Annotated in this window: 15 protein-coding genes, 1 tRNA gene, 3 rRNA genes and 1 pseudogene; 5 read left to right on the forward strand and 15 right to left on the reverse strand. The window is 41.2% G+C overall.

Annotation, left to right across the window (positions count from 1 at the left end; translation table 11 throughout):
- The first annotated feature begins 428 nt into the window (after positions 1-428).
- The 5 genes and pseudogenes from Q0537_RS01415 to Q0537_RS01435 form a co-directional block, all read left to right on the forward strand.
- A 16S ribosomal RNA gene (locus Q0537_RS01415) occupies positions 429-1,941 on the forward strand.
- Positions 1,942-2,283: 342 nt separating this feature from the next.
- A tRNA-Ala gene (locus Q0537_RS01420) sits at positions 2,284-2,359 on the forward strand.
- Between the two features lie 637 nt (positions 2,360-2,996).
- Positions 2,997-6,441 (forward strand): 23S ribosomal RNA (locus tag Q0537_RS01425).
- Between the two features lie 414 nt (positions 6,442-6,855).
- Positions 6,856-6,972 (forward strand): 5S ribosomal RNA (rrf, locus tag Q0537_RS01430).
- Together the 16S, 23S and 5S rRNA genes with 1 tRNA gene alongside form the textbook arrangement of a ribosomal RNA operon.
- Positions 6,973-8,104: 1,132 nt before the next feature.
- Positions 8,105-8,344, forward strand: a pseudogene (locus Q0537_RS01435) (helix-hairpin-helix domain-containing protein); the annotation flags it as partial.
- Between the two features lie 1,213 nt (positions 8,345-9,557).
- Here the strand turns inward: Q0537_RS01435 and Q0537_RS01440 are convergent.
- From Q0537_RS01440 to Q0537_RS01510, 15 genes are all read right to left on the reverse strand, one after another.
- Entirely contained in the window at positions 9,558-9,836 is a 279-nt protein-coding gene (locus Q0537_RS01440; protein WP_299224482.1) for a type II toxin-antitoxin system RelE/ParE family toxin, read from the reverse strand.
- Positions 9,817-10,065, reverse strand: a complete 249-nt coding sequence (locus tag Q0537_RS01445) for a hypothetical protein (RefSeq protein ID WP_040304509.1) — start codon at positions 10,063-10,065, stop codon at positions 9,817-9,819. Before Q0537_RS01445 ends, Q0537_RS01440 begins: the two co-directional genes overlap by 20 nt.
- A gap of 116 nt (positions 10,066-10,181) precedes the next feature.
- Positions 10,182-10,514: a hypothetical protein gene (locus Q0537_RS01450; protein ID WP_299224485.1), complete on the reverse strand. Its 333-nt coding sequence runs from the start codon at positions 10,512-10,514 to the stop codon at positions 10,182-10,184.
- Complete coding sequence (locus tag Q0537_RS01455; RefSeq protein WP_299224487.1) at positions 10,511-10,960, reverse strand: hypothetical protein; 450 nt, start codon at positions 10,958-10,960, stop codon at positions 10,511-10,513. The genes Q0537_RS01450 and Q0537_RS01455 overlap by 4 nt, the downstream gene beginning before the upstream one ends.
- Complete coding sequence (locus Q0537_RS01460) at positions 10,957-11,148, reverse strand: helix-turn-helix domain-containing protein (protein ID WP_005873374.1); 192 nt, start codon at positions 11,146-11,148, stop codon at positions 10,957-10,959. Before Q0537_RS01460 ends, Q0537_RS01455 begins: the two co-directional genes overlap by 4 nt.
- A 258-nt stretch (positions 11,149-11,406) precedes the next feature.
- Positions 11,407-11,610: a hypothetical protein gene (locus Q0537_RS01465; protein ID WP_299224489.1), complete on the reverse strand. Its 204-nt coding sequence runs from the start codon at positions 11,608-11,610 to the stop codon at positions 11,407-11,409.
- Positions 11,603-12,049 (reverse strand): hypothetical protein, encoded by a 447-nt coding sequence (locus Q0537_RS01470; protein ID WP_299224491.1) that lies wholly within the window; start codon positions 12,047-12,049, stop codon positions 11,603-11,605. The genes Q0537_RS01465 and Q0537_RS01470 overlap by 8 nt, the downstream gene beginning before the upstream one ends.
- Positions 12,050-13,023: 974 nt before the next feature.
- Positions 13,024-13,710 carry an aspartate carbamoyltransferase gene (locus tag Q0537_RS01475; protein ID WP_299224493.1) on the reverse strand — a complete coding sequence of 229 codons (687 nt, stop codon included), beginning with the start codon at positions 13,708-13,710 and terminating at the stop codon, positions 13,024-13,026.
- Between the two features lie 57 nt (positions 13,711-13,767).
- On the reverse strand, positions 13,768-14,034 hold the full coding sequence (locus Q0537_RS01480; protein ID WP_299224495.1) for a hypothetical protein: 267 nt from the start codon (positions 14,032-14,034) through the stop codon (positions 13,768-13,770).
- Positions 14,031-14,267, reverse strand: a complete 237-nt coding sequence (locus tag Q0537_RS01485) for a hypothetical protein (RefSeq protein ID WP_299224497.1) — start codon at positions 14,265-14,267, stop codon at positions 14,031-14,033. The genes Q0537_RS01480 and Q0537_RS01485 overlap by 4 nt, the downstream gene beginning before the upstream one ends.
- Entirely contained in the window at positions 14,254-14,586 is a 333-nt protein-coding gene (locus Q0537_RS01490; RefSeq protein ID WP_299224499.1) for a hypothetical protein, read from the reverse strand. The genes Q0537_RS01485 and Q0537_RS01490 overlap by 14 nt, the downstream gene beginning before the upstream one ends.
- Before the next feature lie 118 nt (positions 14,587-14,704).
- The gene (locus Q0537_RS01495; RefSeq protein WP_005873361.1) at positions 14,705-14,911 is read right to left on the reverse strand and encodes a helix-turn-helix domain-containing protein; all 207 of its coding nucleotides are present in this window, start codon (positions 14,909-14,911) and stop codon (positions 14,705-14,707) included.
- 207 nt (positions 14,912-15,118) lie between these two features.
- On the reverse strand, positions 15,119-15,817 hold the full coding sequence (locus Q0537_RS01500; RefSeq protein WP_299224500.1) for a hypothetical protein: 699 nt from the start codon (positions 15,815-15,817) through the stop codon (positions 15,119-15,121).
- 8 nt (positions 15,818-15,825) lie between these two features.
- Entirely contained in the window at positions 15,826-16,341 is a 516-nt protein-coding gene (locus Q0537_RS01505) for a tyrosine-type recombinase/integrase (protein WP_299224501.1), read from the reverse strand.
- Complete coding sequence (locus tag Q0537_RS01510) at positions 16,284-17,069, reverse strand: integrase arm-type DNA-binding domain-containing protein (protein WP_299224502.1); 786 nt, start codon at positions 17,067-17,069, stop codon at positions 16,284-16,286. Before Q0537_RS01510 ends, Q0537_RS01505 begins: the two co-directional genes overlap by 58 nt.
- Positions 17,070-17,111 lie beyond the last annotated feature (42 nt).

Raw genomic sequence — 17,111 nt, forward strand, 5'->3', positions numbered from 1 at the left:
AATTTTAACTGTTAAAAACAAATATCTTTAGTCAATCTTTGAAATCTAAACAAGTGATCGATTGAGCCTATGGATTTAAGATTTAGATCGCCGGATCGAAATTTAGATTATTTTTTACATCCGTAACGAATATCTAATTAGCATCTAGCTTTAACTAAACCTATCCATAAAAACAATGTTACAAAAACATAAAGTTTTTAGATTAAAAACTTCATAATCGTATCTACCTGTATAAGTATAAAGAGTTTAAATCATAGATTAAATTTAAGACGCAGAATAGACCAAAGCTAAGCTTCGGTTTTAATGCTATCCTTAGAAATTTATGATTTGCAAAAAACTTGTTTTTTGCAAATCTTTGTAACTTTAGGTGGGTGCAGGGAGCGAAAGCTCCCGCTCGCAGTAACGGCTTTGCCGTTGCGAGAAGTATAAATATGGAGAGTTTGATCCTGGCTCAGAGTGAACGCTGGCGGCGTGCCTAATACATGCAAGTCGAACGGAATTTAAAAGAGCTTGCTCTTTTAAATTTAGTGGCGCACGGGTGAGTAATATATAGCTAATCTGCCCCTTGCTGGAGGACAACAGTTAGAAATGACTGCTAATACTCCATACTCCTTTTTACCATAAGATAAATCGGGAAAGAATTTCGGCAAGGGATGAGACTATATCGTATCAGCTAGTCGGTGGGGTAACGGCCTACCGAGGCTATGACGCGTAACTGGTCTGAGAGGATGATCAGTCACATTGGAACTGAGACACGGTCCAAACTCCTACGGGAGGCAGCAGTAGGGAATATTGCGCAATGGGGGAAACCCTGACGCAGCAACGCCGCGTGGAGGATGACACTTTTCGGAGCGTAAACTCCTTTTGTTAGGGAAGAATAATGACGGTACCTAACGAATAAGCACCGGCTAACTCCGTGCCAGCAGCCGCGGTAATACGGAGGGTGCAAGCGTTACTCGGAATCACTGGGCGTAAAGGACGCGTAGGCGGATTATCAAGTCTCTTGTGAAATCTAACGGCTTAACCGTTAAACTGCTTGGGAAACTGATAATCTAGAGTAAGGGAGAGGCAGATGGAATTCTTGGTGTAGGGGTAAAATCCGTAGATATCAAGAAGAATACCTATTGCGAAGGCGATCTGCTGGAACTTAACTGACGCTAATGCGTGAAAGCGTGGGGAGCAAACAGGATTAGATACCCTGGTAGTCCACGCCCTAAACGATGTATACCGGTTGTTGCTGTGCTAGTCACGGCAGTAATCCACCTAACGGATTAAGTATACCGCCTGGGGAGTACGGTCGCAAGATTAAAACTCAAAGGAATAGACGGGGACCCGCACAAGCGGTGGAGCATGTGGTTTAATTCGAAGATACGCGAAGAACCTTACCCGGACTTGATATCTAACAAATCATCCAGAGATGGAAGAGTGTCTGCTTGCAGAAATGTTAAGACAGGTGCTGCACGGCTGTCGTCAGCTCGTGTCGTGAGATGTTGGGTTAAGTCCCGCAACGAGCGCAACCCACGTCATTAGTTGCTAACGGTTCGGCCGAGCACTCTAATGAGACTGCCTTCGTAAGGAGGAGGAAGGTGTGGACGACGTCAAGTCATCATGGCCCTTATGTCCGGGGCGACACACGTGCTACAATGGCATATACAATAAGACGCAATATCGCGAGATGGAGCAAATCTAAAAAATATGTCCTAGTTCGGATTGGAGTCTGCAACTCGACTCCATGAAGCCGGAATCGCTAGTAATCGTAGATCAGCCATGCTACGGTGAATACGTTCCCGGGTCTTGTACTCACCGCCCGTCACACCATGGGAGTTGATTTCACTCGAAGCGGGAATGCGAAATTCGCTACCCTCCACAGTGGAATCAGCGACTGGGGTGAAGTCGTAACAAGGTAACCGTAGGAGAACCTGCGGTTGGATCACCTCCTTTCTAGAGTACAAATAGATATCCTCTCACAAGGTATCTATCATAAAGTCTTAGCGCTAACATATTATTTATTAGCTCTAAGCATGCTCAATCGAGCTTGTTTAGGTTTGAGAGATTGACGGACAAGATTAAATTTTAGTCTTGTATTTTATAAGCTATTTTCCTTAATATATTAAAGTAAGAATTAATTGCTTAATACAATTTATTTTATATTTTTAAAATAGATTTGTTTAGATTTTTTTCTTAGACGAGCAAGTTTTAAGAAAATCAAGAGCGTATTATATATACGCAACGATGGTTTTTGCAAAAACTGACGAAGTATAAGGAAAAAAGATAAACGAAGATGGGGAATTAGCTCAGCTGGGAGAGCGCCTGCTTTGCACGCAGGAGGTCAGCGGTTCGATCCCGCTATTCTCCACCATAAGATATTTGTAATGTAGATCTAAATAGAGAATTTTAATTCGGTTTTATCCAAGCAGATCGGTTTGTTAAATTTAACAAATTTGATCAAACTGCCATAACTTAAAATTTTCTATTTAGGTTTACCCTAAACGTTCTTTAAAGTACCATTGTTAAAGTCACAATCAAGTTTTAATAAAACAATTTTACAGGACTTGTTAAAGCTTTGATTATTCGAAGTGATGCCAAGCCTTTAGCTTTTTATGTTATCCAAAGCTAAAAGCTAAGATCAATACACGCTTATAGAGCTTAACTTACTTTATAAGTTTGATCTCTTTCCGTCTTAATTCGAGTTAATCAAATACTATAGAATAAATTTAACGCTTAGGTTTTAAAGATAAAGCAATTCAAAAATGCTTATCCGTAAACCAACTAGCTTAGTTAGATCGATTTTATCTTTAACAAGGAAGTAATGCGAATTAGAATATATAAATAAAAATAGTCTAAGTATTTTTTACGAATCTAATCCTAAATGATTTCTTTTATAGAAATTTTACGGCAACGCCGAAAGCGTTGCTGTGCTTTAGGTGGGTCGAGGGAGCGAAGCTCCCCGTCGCAAAGAGCGGCTTTGCCGGTCTGCGAAGTAAAAAATATATAAAAGGTAAGCTACTAAGAGCGAACGGTGGATGCCTTGGCTAGTAGAGGCGATGAAAGACGTGCCAGGCTGCGATAAGTCTCGGGGAGCCGTCAAGGGGCTTTGATCCGGGAATTTCTGAATGGGGCAACCCAATACATAGCGATATGTGTTACCATTAATGGAGCCAACGCGGGGAACTGAAACATCTAAGTACCCGCAGGAAAAGAAATCAATAGAGATTACGCTAGTAGCGGCGAGCGAACGCGTAAGAGGGCAAACCACTAGTTTACTAGTGGGGTTGTAGGACCGCAACATAGACTAGGATCTGATAATAGAACAATCTGGAAAGGTTAGGCATAGAGGGTGATACTCCCGTATATGAAATCACATCCTTACTTAGCGGTATCCTGAGTAGGACGGGACACGTGAAATCCTGTCTGAAGCCGGGTCGACCACGATCCAACCCTAAATACTACTACTAGACCGATAGCGTACAAGTACCGTGAGGGAAAGGTGAAAAGAACGGCGGTGAGCCGAGTGAAATAGAACCTGAAACCGTTTGCTTACAATCATTCAGAGCACTATGCTATACTCTTTAAAATTAATCCAGCTTGGCTTTTTAGCCCTTTTTTATGAAACTGCGACTGCGGCAGCCGAATCTGGCTAGCCTTGCCTTGTTTCATAAAAAATCATCTAAAAATCCTGCGTATTTGAAATTCTAAATTTTGATCTGATAAAATTTAATCATAAATGACACAAACAAAATTTTATGGTCTAAATTTAGAGATAATGATTAACGATTAGTTTTAATGAGTATAGCAGTGTGATGGACTGCCTTTTGCATAATGAGCCTGCGAGTTGTGGTGTCTGGCGAGGTTAAGGAAACCCGGAGCCGTAGCGAAAGCGAGTCTTAATAGGGCAATTAGTCAGATGCTGCAGACCCGAAACGATGTGATCTATCCATGAGCAGGTTGAAGCCGGTGTAAGAGCCGGTGGAGGACCCAACCGACGGCCGTTGAAAAGGCTCCGGATGACTTGTGGATAGGGGTGAAAGGCCAATCAAACATCGTGATAGCTGGTTCTCTCCGAAATATATTGAGGTATAGCGTCGTGTAGTAGTTATAAGGGGTAGAGCACTGAATGGGCTAGGGCATACACCAATGTACCAAACCCTATCAAACTCCGAATACTTATAGCGTAACCACGGCAGTCAGGCGGCGAGTGATAAAATCCGTCGTCAAGAGGGAAACAACCCGGACTAACAGCTAAGGTCCCCAAATCTCATTTAAGTGGAAAACGATGTGAAGTTACTGAAACAACCAGGAGGTTGGCTTAGAAGCAGCCATCCTTTAAAGATAGCGTAATAGCTCACTGGTCTAGTGATTTTGCGCGGAAAATATAACGGGGCTAAAATGAGTACCGAAGCTTTAGACTTGCACTTAATCATTTATACTAGCTCGTCTTTTGGCGATAAATTAATGAGTTTGATTTTTTCTCAATCGATGGGCTAAAAGCCTTATCTCAATCGAAAAAATCTTCACAACATTAATTTCTCATCCAAAATACTTCGCTTTCTATATTCAAATTTTAAATATTTCGAACTTTGTTAATTTTAAAATCCCAACTTAGATATTTAAAATTTAATAACCAAGAAGCGAAGAAAGACAAACAAAACTTTAAGATATCGGATAAATTCTTAAATATCTTAAGTTTTAAATTTGAACAAAGCCGCAAGAAAAGTATAAATCATTAAGTGCAAGTGGTAGGAGAGCGTTCCAATCAGCGTTGAAGCCGTACCGGTAAGGAGCGGTGGAGCGGTTGGAAGTGAGCATGCAGGCATGAGTAGCGATAAAATACGTGAGAATCGTATTCGCCGTAAACCCAAGGTTTCCTACGCGATGCTCGTCATCGTAGGGTTAGTCGGGTCCTAAGCAAAGTCCGAAAGGGGTATGCGATGGAAAATCGGTTAATATTCCGATACCGATATCAGTGTGCGACGGAAGGACGCTTAAAGTTAGTGGAGCTAGCGGATGGAAGTGCTAGTCTAAGGAAGTAGGTTGAGTTATAGGCAAATCCGTAACTCTTTATCCGAGATCTGAAAGGCTTCTGACGCTCTTCGGAGTAGATGAAGAATCCATGATACTATCGAGCCGAGAAAAGTTTCTAAGTTTAGCTGATATCGCCCGTACCGTAAACCGACACAGGTGGGTGGGATGAGTATTCTAAGGCGCGTGGAAGAACTCTCTTTAAGGAACTCTGCAAAATAGCACCGTATCTTCGGTATAAGGTGTGCCTAGCTTCGTTAAGAATTTACTTCGTAAGCGAAGAAGGTTACAACAAAGAGTCCCTCCCGACTGTTTACCATAAACACAGCACTCTGCTAACTCGTAAGAGGATGTATAGGGTGTGACGCCTGCCCGGTGCTCGAAGGTTAATTGATGATGTTAGCTTATGCAAAGCATCTGATCGAAGCCCGAGTAAACGGCGGCCGTAACTATAACGGTCCTAAGGTAGCGAAATTCCTTGTCGGTTAAATACCGACCTGCATGAATGGCGTAACGAGATGGGAGCTGTCTCAAAGAGGGATCCAGTGAAATTGTAGTGGAGGTGAAAATTCCTCCTACCCGCGGCAAGACGGAAAGACCCCGTGGACCTTTACTATAGCTTGACACTGCTACTTGGATAAAGATGCGCAGGATAGGTGGGAGGCTTTGAGTCGTAGATCTTGGTTTACGATGAGCCATTGTTGAGATACCACTCTTCTTTATTCGGGTAGCTAACTAGCCTAAGTTATCCTTAGGTAGGACAATGTCTGGTGGGTAGTTTGACTGGGGCGGTCGCCTCCCAAAATGTAACGGAGGCTTACAAAGGTTGGCTCAAAGCGGTTGGAAATCGCTTGTAGAGTATAAAGGCAAAAGCCAGCTTAACTGCGAGACATACACGTCGAGCAGAGACGAAAGTCGGTCTTAGTGATCCGGTGGTTCTGTGTGGAAGGGCCATCGCTCAAAGGATAAAAGGTACCCCGGGGATAACAGGCTGATCTCCCCCAAGAGCTCACATCGACGGGGAGGTTTGGCACCTCGATGTCGGCTCATCGCATCCTGGGGCTGTAGTCGGTCCCAAGGGTTGGGCTGTTCGCCCATTAAAGCGGTACGCGAGCTGGGTTCAGAACGTCGTGAGACAGTTCGGTCCCTATCTGCCGTGGGCGTAAGAAGATTGAGGAGAGTTGACCCTAGTACGAGAGGACCGGGTTGAACCGACCACTGGTGTACCGGTTGTTCTGCCAAGAGCACCGCCGGGTAGCTAAGTCGGGATGCGATAAGAGCTGAAAGCATCTAAGCTCGAAGCCGACTCCAAGATGAATCTTCTTTTAAGAGCTCTAGTAGACTACTAGTTTGATAGGCCGGATGTGTAATGGATGAAAGTCCTTTAGCTGACCGGTACTAATAGCTCGTTTGCTTATCTTTTAAGCATTACTTCCTTGTTAAGGATAAAATTGATTCCTAATTTTTCACTATGCTTCGTTAAACTTCGTTGCAGACTTCGGTCACATACCATACGTATGCTCCCTTGTCTTTGCTCGTTTGCCTCGCCTAGCAAAAAATTAGTTCTCAATTCGAAATAGTAAATTTTTACTATACCTTATCAACCTTTGTTTTTATAAAACAAGATCTGACTTTAACGATGAACGCAGTGTTAAATAAGAGATTATAAAAGATATTCGTAATCTACGATTAATCCAAATTAGATTACGAAGTATTTTTGATATGAGGCGAATAGGTAGGAACGAGTAAAGCTCCTATGCTACGAGGTCAAAATTCGTATAACGTATTCGCAAGATATTACTATCAAACAATAAAATTAATCCCTTATTTAACACTGCCTGTGGCTATACAGACGAGGAAACGCCTTGCTCCATCTCGAACCAAGAAGCTAAGCTCGTCCTGGCTGATGATACTATCCGTTACTCGGACGGGGAAAGTAGGTCGCTGCAGGCTTTGTTAAAATTCCATAACTTTCCATGCAATTTTTAATTTAAATTCTATTCCGGTATCTTTGGCTTATCGCTTTTTTTATCTAATAATATTGCTTGATAAATTTAAAATTCTATAATCTCTTTAGAATTTTAGAACCTTCTGCAAATACAAATTTTAAATCTAGCCCTCCATCAATACAAAATCTCAAAACTCTGCATTAAATTTGACTTATATTGAGTGAAAAATGATACGGATTGAGATTTTTCTATAATACTTGCTTGTTTGTATCGTTTTTTCATACTGTCCTGTTGCATTTGCTTTTTAACTTCTATGGCGCGATCTTTATTTCTAACCTCTACGAGCCTCATTTATGATTTATACGTTCGTTTTTTAATACATTGCCACGTTTTTATATCTAAATTATAAAGCCGTCGGCAACTTATAAAGCTTTCGTATGATTTAAACTATATGCCAAATAAAGCTTGGCAAGTGCTGTTACTTAATATAATGAAACGTTCTATAAGCAGATAAAACCCTATTAAAAATCAAGCCAGTAAAAAGCATGTCCTACAAAAGCAAGCTTATTGATCCGGCTAAATTTTATGAAGATCGCTCGTATAGCTTTGCACGTAAGGTATCCGTGCCCTTTCATAACACCAGTATCCCGTCGCCGTATGCGTCTAGTATCGCACGTAAAAAGTCTCTGTGCACAGCAAGGTAGGACTAAATTTCATAAATACCGTCGCTTAGCCTTTTAGATGATTTAAATCCAAATCCAGTTTCAATGCTTGCGGTATTAAATTTAATCTATCTAGCTTTATCCTTTTCGGTCTCCAAAGAGGAAGCAAAAAGGCGCTGTTAAATTTAATCTATCTAGCTTTATCCGCGCCTATCTGCTTTTTAAGATCAAGCTTAAATTTAAGGTATTTATTTAATAAAACGATCAAAGCAGATAAAATTTCAATATATCCACTTAAATTTTATCTCCCTTTAAGCCCGCTGCAAATATAATCCTTACCGTATTGCAAGGTAGCGTAATAGCATATGGGCGCATTCCTTTTCTAGCACTGACGCGGGATAGGTATGCAAAAGCCTCAATGCTAATAGACGTTTTATTTGGCAATACAAATATCTCAACCTCAAAGGACTTTTAATGAAAAACCTATTTAAATCCGCACTATTTCTATCGCTTCCTGCATTTATGCTAGCAGCAGTAAATTTAAACACCGCAAGTAAAGAAGAGCTTATGGCACTTCCCGGTATCGGAGAGGCAAAAGCTCAGGCTATCATAGATTACCGCAAGGATAATAAATTCAAAGATATCGAGGATATCAAAAACATCAAAGGCATAGGCGATAAGAGATTCGAAGCCATTAAGGACGATCTTGCCGTAAGCGGACAGACCGACATTAGTGATCTAAAATCTGCCAAGAAAAAAGCAAGTAAAAAAGCTAAAGATACCGTCAAATCTGCTAAAGCTAAGGCAAATGCCAAATCAGAAAAGATGCAAGAGAAAATGGATGATAGCATGGATAAAGCTATGAATGAGGATGGTAAAGTAAAAAGCTCTACGGCTAAGATGAAAGACGAAGCTAAAGAAGAGGGATCATCTAAGGCTAAAGGTAAGAGGGGCAAAAAGGGTAAGGGGGAGTAAAATTTCTCCCGATCTTAGCTTATTATTCTATAAGCCTAGCGCTTGCGGCGATTGCAAGGGTTAGGCAGCAAGTATATAGATTTAGGCGGAGCTATGGAAGTGTGCAAGATTTCAATTCGAATCTTGCGTAATTAGCTTACTAGACTATACTGTAGATTTAGAAGTTTACAGTTCGATTTAAACTTGTGGATGCGATTTTATTTTATGGTACGGTGAGCCGATATTTTTTGGAATTTTAAGGTGTAAATTCTTGATTTTTCATAAATTTTAATCTCACTACTTTTAAACAGAACTAAAATTACCCTAAAGACCGCCTAACTATAGCAAGGTATCGGCAAATCGATTACCGGCGCGTTTCAGGTAATGCCTAGAAATCGTGTAGGCTAAAGTCAAGCCATAAGAAATCATAGCGGTTTAGGGCGGCAATTTTGCAGAAACCGGCAGTGGGTTTATCTGATCAAAGTGTATGGCGTAGTGCAAGCGTGTAATGCGAGAAAGCCCATAATAAGATCCTTATTTTTTCAGTAATAATTATATTACTAACAATAAAAAGAAAGAAAAGTAATCGAAATATGAAATAAGCACCTATATATCGGAATTAAATGAAAGTAAAAAGAAAAGACTTAATGGTGGTTAGAGGCGACTTGACGATGTCATTAATAGGCCCAACAATACATTATTTCGACGATAAAAACGGCAAAAATATTTTTCAAATATTTTTTGGGCGATTAAGTTTTTAAGCCTCAAAAAGGCGATAATGAAAAGTTTACTTTTCAATATTAAACGCGAGTAAGCGCCCTAAAATAGGACTTTGCATTTTAGAAATTTTCAGTTTTTAAGTTTCGCTAGCTTAAACGGCTAGATTTCTCTTAAGAATTGAAAAATTTTACGGCTTTTTTAGCTCGAAACTTAATTAAGGTTTCTTTGTGAAACTAGGGCCGTTTCAATCGTTTCACTCTTGCCACTCATTCGCGCCGTAAATACCTAAGACGTAAATCGTCTCGCTCTCTATTAGATACGGGATAACGTAGCCTTTGAAAATTAAATCCCTAGCGTTGTCTTTCTTAACCTTTTGGCTAAGCCTATGCGCTAAGGGCATATTTTTTAAATCTAGGCACTTTCGAAAAACCTCATCGACGAAATTATCCGCTCTGTTTGAGCTGTCTTTAGCGATGAAGTCTTTTATCGCGTCAAGCTCATCAAAAAAGCGACTATGAAATTTTACGCGCATATTTGCCCGCTTTTATCCGCTCTATCGTATCGCGTGCAGTCGCTTCGTCTATTAGCCCTTTGCCTTTTAGGGCTTCGTCCGCGCGAGCGTTTAGCTCTTTAACATATTCGTCCGTTAGTTCGGTCGTAAGCGTCTCAAAACTCGCATTCGCACTGCTAGCTAAAATCTTGCCTATGGCGACGAGCTGGCGCATTATGGTCTCGTCCGTTCGTATGGTTAGAGTTTGCATTTCTTAGCCTTTGTTTTAAAATCCACTTTATTTTAACTTCTTGCTGCTTAGGGTTTGATAAGACATCGCTTTTTTTGTTCGCTCCCGCTCGCGAAATTGCGCCTAAAAGCGAAATTTTAAGCGTCGTCACTCCCTGCCTGCGTTCGTTTTTTGTCATAACTTCGATTAAATACGCTGTAAGCTTCCGCGTTAGCGAAATCGTCGCGGTCAAATATCGGACTTTTGTCTTTAAATTTTATCAGCAGGTTTAAATAGGCTTTTTGCGGGTTGTTCTTTGCTTCTTGTAGGGCTTTTAAATATTCCTCTTTGTAGCGCCCAAACGTAAAATCCTTGTATATTACTTTGGCGTCTAAATTTAGCGTATAGGCTACGGCGTGAGCCATTAGGCGCAAATCGTCGTTAAAAAATATCGATAGCTCGTAAAATAGGTCAATATCATAAGTTTTCAAATATCATCACGCCTTATTACGATTTGGGTTATGGCATTTGTTGCCCCTTGCTCTTGTAGCTCGTAGTTTTTGCCGAGCATCGTTTCTTTATTGCGCGCGGTTATCCTGCTATGAAGTTCGATATCGCTTAGGTTGCTCGCTTCATTTAGTAGCCTATTAGCCATTATTTGATTTTTAATCGCCGTTTGTTTAAAAAAGGTTATCGCCCGTGCGTTGTCGCTTACTGCTTGCGTTACGGCTTCACGCTCGTATTCGTTTAAATCCGATAGCTCCGTTAGATACTCCGTACCTTTGGCTATCGTGCTTTTTAAATTTTTGGTTATGCCTTTAGTGATTTTATTGACCGCGCCCGCGCTTAGGTTAAAAAGCTTTTGTAGCTCTCTTTGGGTTGCACCCGCCTTATGTTTGGCCAATATTTGCGCTCTGATCTCGGGTGATATTTTCATTTGCTCGCCTTTAACTCTTTTATAGCTTGATTAACCGCCTCGCGCTCGTATCTTACCGCGCGCCCTATCTTGATAAAGGGCAAAACGATATTAAAGCGCCCTTTGTATTTGTCGCTCCTCATTTTAGAAAGCGTGCTTCTGGATAAATTTAATATCTCGCCTACTTGCTTTGGCGTTAATAGTTCCATTGGTTTGCCTTTGATGACGTTTTAAAGTATTTTAACGCGTTTTTAAATATTGCTTGGTTTCGCATAAAGGAGGGCGATTAAGCCCCCTCACGCGCCCTTTAGCGGAGCGCGCCACCTGTAGCTACCTCTCGGCTCCGCTTTGTCTTGTAACGCGTCTATTTGCTCGCAAAGATAGCTTATGCGCTCTTGTAGCTTTTCGCATTCGCTCGCGTAGTAGTTAAATAGGCAGTAAGCTTGTAAGCCTGCTTCAAATGTCGCCTACGCTTCGTTCATATCCTGCGCTCGCTTAACTATCTCGGCTTTAAATTCAGCCCTTTGCTTATCGTCTGCGGCTCGCTCTAGCTCGCGCTTATGCAGACTAGTCCATAGCCTAAAGGCGAAATCTTTTAGCTGTTCGTAGCTGGGCGCGTCTGCGCCCTTAGCCAAATACTTCAAAGCGATGTTAAAGTCTCTTTTATTCATCGCGCGCCCTTTCGCCTAGCTTGTTTTTAAGCTCGTCGCGCTCTTGTTGCGCTTCGTAAAGCTCGTCGCAGGTTTCGCACCATTTTAGGTGCAGTTCATTGTAGAGCTTGCTTAGTTTGTTGTATTTATCCTCTAGGATTATCTTATCTGCTAGCAGGGTTTGAATTTTAATCCTATCCTCGCCCAATATTCTTAAAAAATATTCGTGAGCCTCCTTTGGCTCTGCGTTTTGTTCCTCTGCTTCGGCAGTGCGTCTATGCAATACGCCGTTACCTTTTAATACTCTTTTGTTCTCGTTTTGTATGTGGTTACGCTGGTAAAATAGCGAATAACCCACATCATAAAGCACCTGTTCGCTTACCTCATCGCTACCTGCCGTTTGTTTAAGTAGCTCGTGAAAGCTTTTAATTACGGGTCTGTCCGTTCCGGTTAAAATCATCTTAAGCTCCTTGTGGTTAATTTCTCATCTTTAATTAAATATCTAGTAAAATAATATCATCTTTGATTTAATAAGTCAAGCATTTTTACAATCTTTGATGAAATATTTAGATAATATTTTACATTTCTGATTAAAAATGATACAATTGTCTAAAATTCTTAATAAAGAGGGCTAGAGTGTTAAAAAGTGATTTTTTAAAAAGGTTGAACGATTTAGGTTTATCGGTTAATGATTTTGCAAATTTAACAAAACTAAACGCGGGCAGCATTTACAATTGGAACGATGAAAAAAAACCTATCCCGTCTTGGGTCGAGCCATTTTTAATATGCTATGAAAAATCCACCCGTTACGAAAAAATTAAAGAGCTAACTAAAGACCTTTAACCTAATCGCTCCGCGCGTGCTAAATTTCCTTTTTCCTTTCCCTTTTCTCTCGCTCTTAGTGCGTTAATTCCGATATGTTGAGTATTCTTACGTTTTTTTGACTTTTCCTTTTGCTTCTGCCGACCTAAAATAATGAAAGCAAGTCGAAAATAAAAACAAGGTATTCACTTTTATTGTCCGTCGTCCTATTTATCGTTATTTGCTCTTTCGCTTAAATTTTGCAAAAAATGCGCGTGAGATTGTTTAAGGTTGAAAGCTCTGTTTTATCAAAAAGGGGGCGGAGGTGAGAAAGGAAAAGTAAACGACTACCCCTATGCTAAGGGGTTTGAAACTTAAATAGCGTTTTTGGGTTTTGATTTTGAGGTGGAGCGAAGCGCCAAAACATAGGGGCGGGCGGCTACTTTTTTAAAAAAGTAAAATGGGCGTTTGTATTTTCGTTTACTATGTGCTTTAGTTTTGCTTCCTATACCGATTTTATGAAACCTTAAAGTAAATGAGCGGAGTAAAAATCGGCTTAAGGTTTGGGCGTGATTTTGAGTAAATTTTGGTCGAGTAAATAGGCGATGAGGTAGGCGGATAGAAATAGGGCGGTTAAACGGCTAGGTCTATTATCTGTCTGAAGTCGCTTAGGGCTTGGCGTAGCTGTAAATCAAGCCGTTCAGCCTTGGGAAGTAGCGCAGGTTTGTTTAAATCGATTATGGGCGCGGTCGCCTCCGCTCGATACAAAGGAAAGCCTAAATCGTTCTTTAACGCCTTGTCGTAAAAATAAATCCTTTGCAGCACGCCAAATTTTGCTTTTACGTAGGCGGTGTTTCCGTTTCTGATTATCTCGAATGCTCTCAAATTGAAAGGCGTGCGGCTATCGAAACAAAGGTCAATACTTGAGACGTTATTAACGGCGTCTAGCAGCTCCGCTATTAAATCGAGAGGCGGGGCGGGCTTATGATATTGCCTTAGCCCGTAAAACTCGATAACCGCTTTTTTATCGCAGCTATTCGGGCTTTTTGTAGTGGCGTAAAATATGCTTAGGTTTTCGAGTTCGTAGATATTGATTATTTTCAGCCCGCGAAACTCATAACGCCCCGCGACTTTAATCTCTTTGGTATCTTGCATTTTCCGCCATTTTAAGCCGTGATTTTTGGCTATGCTTTTTAAAAGCCCCATTTTGCTAAACCGCTTTTTGGTTACGGCGTTTTTAAAAAAGCTCGCGCGGATTGTGTCGATATGGATATTCGGGGTTTCAGCCAAAATTTGGCTAACGTAAGGTAATATTTCCACGTTTTAATTTCCAAAGGGCGGTTTTGCTTGATACTAGCCGCCCTTAAATATTTTGATTTAATCTTTATGGGGCGTATTCTTAGCTTTTGCCTCTTTGTCGCCCCAATCCCCTATTTTCTTTTTGGCTTTATCGAAATCCACGATATACCACCATTTAAACCGCCGTCCGTCCTCTTGCGTCCACCGGTCTTTAATGGCACCCTCCCGCTTAAGCTCGCCTAGATACTGGTTGGCGTTGCTTATGCCGAATACTCGCCCCGCCGTTACGCGTCCTTGCTCTAGCATTATTTTTAAAAGCGTTCTTTTATGATTGTTAGCTTTCATTTTTTCCGTTCCTCTCTTATGCCCGCTTTGACCTCTAGGGCTTTGATACTCTCCCCTTGCGTCCTCGTGATATGGAATAGGTCATAAGCGCAGTCTAACAGCTCCTGCGACGCTCCGTCTAGGCTCTGCACCCTGTAGATATGTAGTTGCCTTTTAAATGCCTTTAGCATATCCTTATCGTCCGCGCTGAAACAAAACGCGCTAGGTGTAAAATTTAGCTTACTTCGCCCCATTGCTTGCCCCCGTTAAAAAGGTTTGGATTAGCCTTTCGTTTTCGCTTTGCAACTCCTGCATTTGTTCGCGTTGAGCCGATAGCGCTAGGAATAAATCAAAGGCTATGTCCTTAAAATCCGCCGTTTTGCTTCCGTCTCGCTCGTTCTGCAAATATTTGAGATAAATATCGGGGTAGCACGCTTTCAACATCTTTTCGTAATGCTCGGGTGCGCTTTTTAGGTCTTTGCACTCGCTCGCAAAGTCCGCGATAGCCTTTTGATTTATCTCGTTCTCGCGTTCCTCGAATAGGTCAAACGCTACGCTTAGGGCTTCAATCACGCCCTTTCGTCGCTCGTCTTGCTCCTGAACGTCCGCCTACGCGTATATCGCCCTAATATCGGGATATTTAGATAAATAGGCGTAAAAACGCAAATATCGCCTTTTCTCGGCTTCGTCCTTAAACAGCGGCTTCATCTTGCGCCGCCTTTCTCATAAAAAACGCCTCTACTTCGGCGGGGTTGAAAAAGGTAATATTTTTGCTAAATTTTATCGGTCTTAGAAAGCCTTGTTTGGCAAAATACCACACCGTGCTTAAGCCTATGCCGTAGATACTAGCAATCTGCGCCGCTCTTAGATACTTTGGTTTAACTTCGCTTTTTTTCATTGCTTAGCCTTTATTATTTAGATTATCTTTGCAAAGATTAGGTGAATTATGGCGAGAGTTAAAAAGTTAATCAACGAAAAATATTTTTAGCCAGGTAGGTAAAAATGGTTGTTTTGAATTAAATTTACGGATATTTGATGAGGTTTGAAAAACCTAAAAGCCCTAAAAATAGGACTTTTATAGTGGCTAAAAATATTTTTAGGCGGATTATGCGTCTTTATCGTTGGGGTAAAAATATTTGTAAATTTTATTTGCTAGCGTAGCTTTTTTGTTTTTATCCACGCCGACAATCTGATACATTCTCGCTTTTAAAATCAAGGTATCTGAAAATTTATCTCTTATCTTTTGAGTGTTGTTTAAAAGATCGTATCTTTCTTTTTGCTCTTTAAACGGCGCAAAATATTCGATTGCTGCTCTCATAAATCTTTCGTATTCTGGATAAGGGTCACAATCGCAATTGCGACCAAAAGGGTCGCGGATATACGGCTCGCCAGTTGAATACTCGCTAAAACAAAAAGCGTGATTTAAAAGCTCAATAGCTTCTAGGTAGTTTTCATATCTTATGATGATATCATTTTTCTTAGCTTTTGCCTCCATAATATTTTTAAAAAAATCTACGAAAGCGGTTAAAATTTCGTCTTTTGCCTCCTCTGATTGATAAAAGTGAGTTAAAATTTTAAACTCTGGGAATAAATTGGGGTCGTGTGTAATGCAAAAAGACTCATCAATGGTTTCGTTCATCATCCCATTAAAGGCTATTAACAAATCAAAATTACGATTTGCTTTATCAGCAATTCTTAATCTTTTTCTGATATCAATTAGAACTTGTTCTATCGCCTCTGTCTCTCGTTTTTCTCTCTCGTCTTTTGCACTTTGCGTATCTCTTGGCTCTGATAACTTCGCCATATTGCCTCCTAGTTATTTTTTATTTCGAGTATGTAGCCGCTCCACCAGTCCAGCAAGATTTTAAGCTCGTCCAAAAAATCGGCTTTTTCGGAATAGCTTAAATCCACTTTATCGCCGTGTAGGTGGTCTAGCGCCTTTTTGATAGCCTCTTTGCTTACTCCGTGCTTTTGCATATTATTAAACGCCTGCGTCATAAATATGCCCCGTAGGCTATGCAGGGTTACGACGCGTCCCGTCTGTCTGTCTCTAAAGTCAAAGCCCTTAATCGCGTTCGTGGCGGTGTCTTTGTGGATATGCCCCGTAAAGTGCGAGTTAATAAAAATATACTCGTATGCCCTGCTTAATTTCGCCTGGTTCTCAAGTATCCGCATAACCTCATCGCTAAGCGGCAATTTGAAATCGCCTATCTCGCTGCGCTTGATTTTCTGCTCGGCGCGTGGAATGGTTAAAAGCCTCCTATCGAAATTTACGTAATCCCATTTAGACGCGACAGCGGTGCGGCTCTTAGCGGCAGGTGTAGGCATAGCTTCATCGCGTTTTTAATCGTCTCAAAATGAGGGTAATCATAAATGGCGTTAAAAAATGCCTTTAAGTCCTGGCGCTCGGTTAGCTTGGCGTAATGCTCGACTTTGGTTTTAGGTATCAGACTTTTGGCGTCAATATTCGCCATAATATTAACCTCGGCGTAGCCGCTCGATACGGCGAATAAAAAGACGCGGTTTAAAATTTGGTTGATTATCTCAGCAGTTTGCGGCGTAGTCTTTGACGTTTCTTTAAGGATGTCCGCTATCTCGCCGTGAGTAATGCTTTTTATGCCTCTATCTTTTAGTATCGGCATTACGTGGTTTTCAATGCGTCTGCGCTTGGTCTTTAGCGTTTGGGGCAGTATGCTTTTAGCTTCAAGCTCTAGCCACTCGTTAAAGACCTTTTCAAAACTGAGATTATGCTCGCTTATTCTTTGAGCTTTGGCGCGCTTCTTTTCCGTGATAGGGTCGATACCTCTCATCACTAGCTTTTTAAGCTCGGTTCGCTTCTCTCTCGCTTCGGCTAGCGATAAAACGGGGTAGTTGCCTAGCCCCGTGTTATTCAGCTTGCCAGTATCGGGGCTAATGAAAGCGAATACCCAGCGCTTGCGCCCGCTCTTGCTTACTATCAGCCCTAAGCCGTCGCCGTCCGTGAGCTTGTAGTCTTTGGCTTTCGGCTTTGCCTCTTTGATTTGCTTATCGCTAAGCGGTTTGACTATCCTAGCCATTACGTTTTAACTCCCTTAAATGCGTTATTTGAGACGATTTAA

Source organism: uncultured Campylobacter sp. (assembly GCF_938017775.1).
In the GTDB taxonomy this organism is placed as follows: domain Bacteria; phylum Campylobacterota; class Campylobacteria; order Campylobacterales; family Campylobacteraceae; genus Campylobacter_B.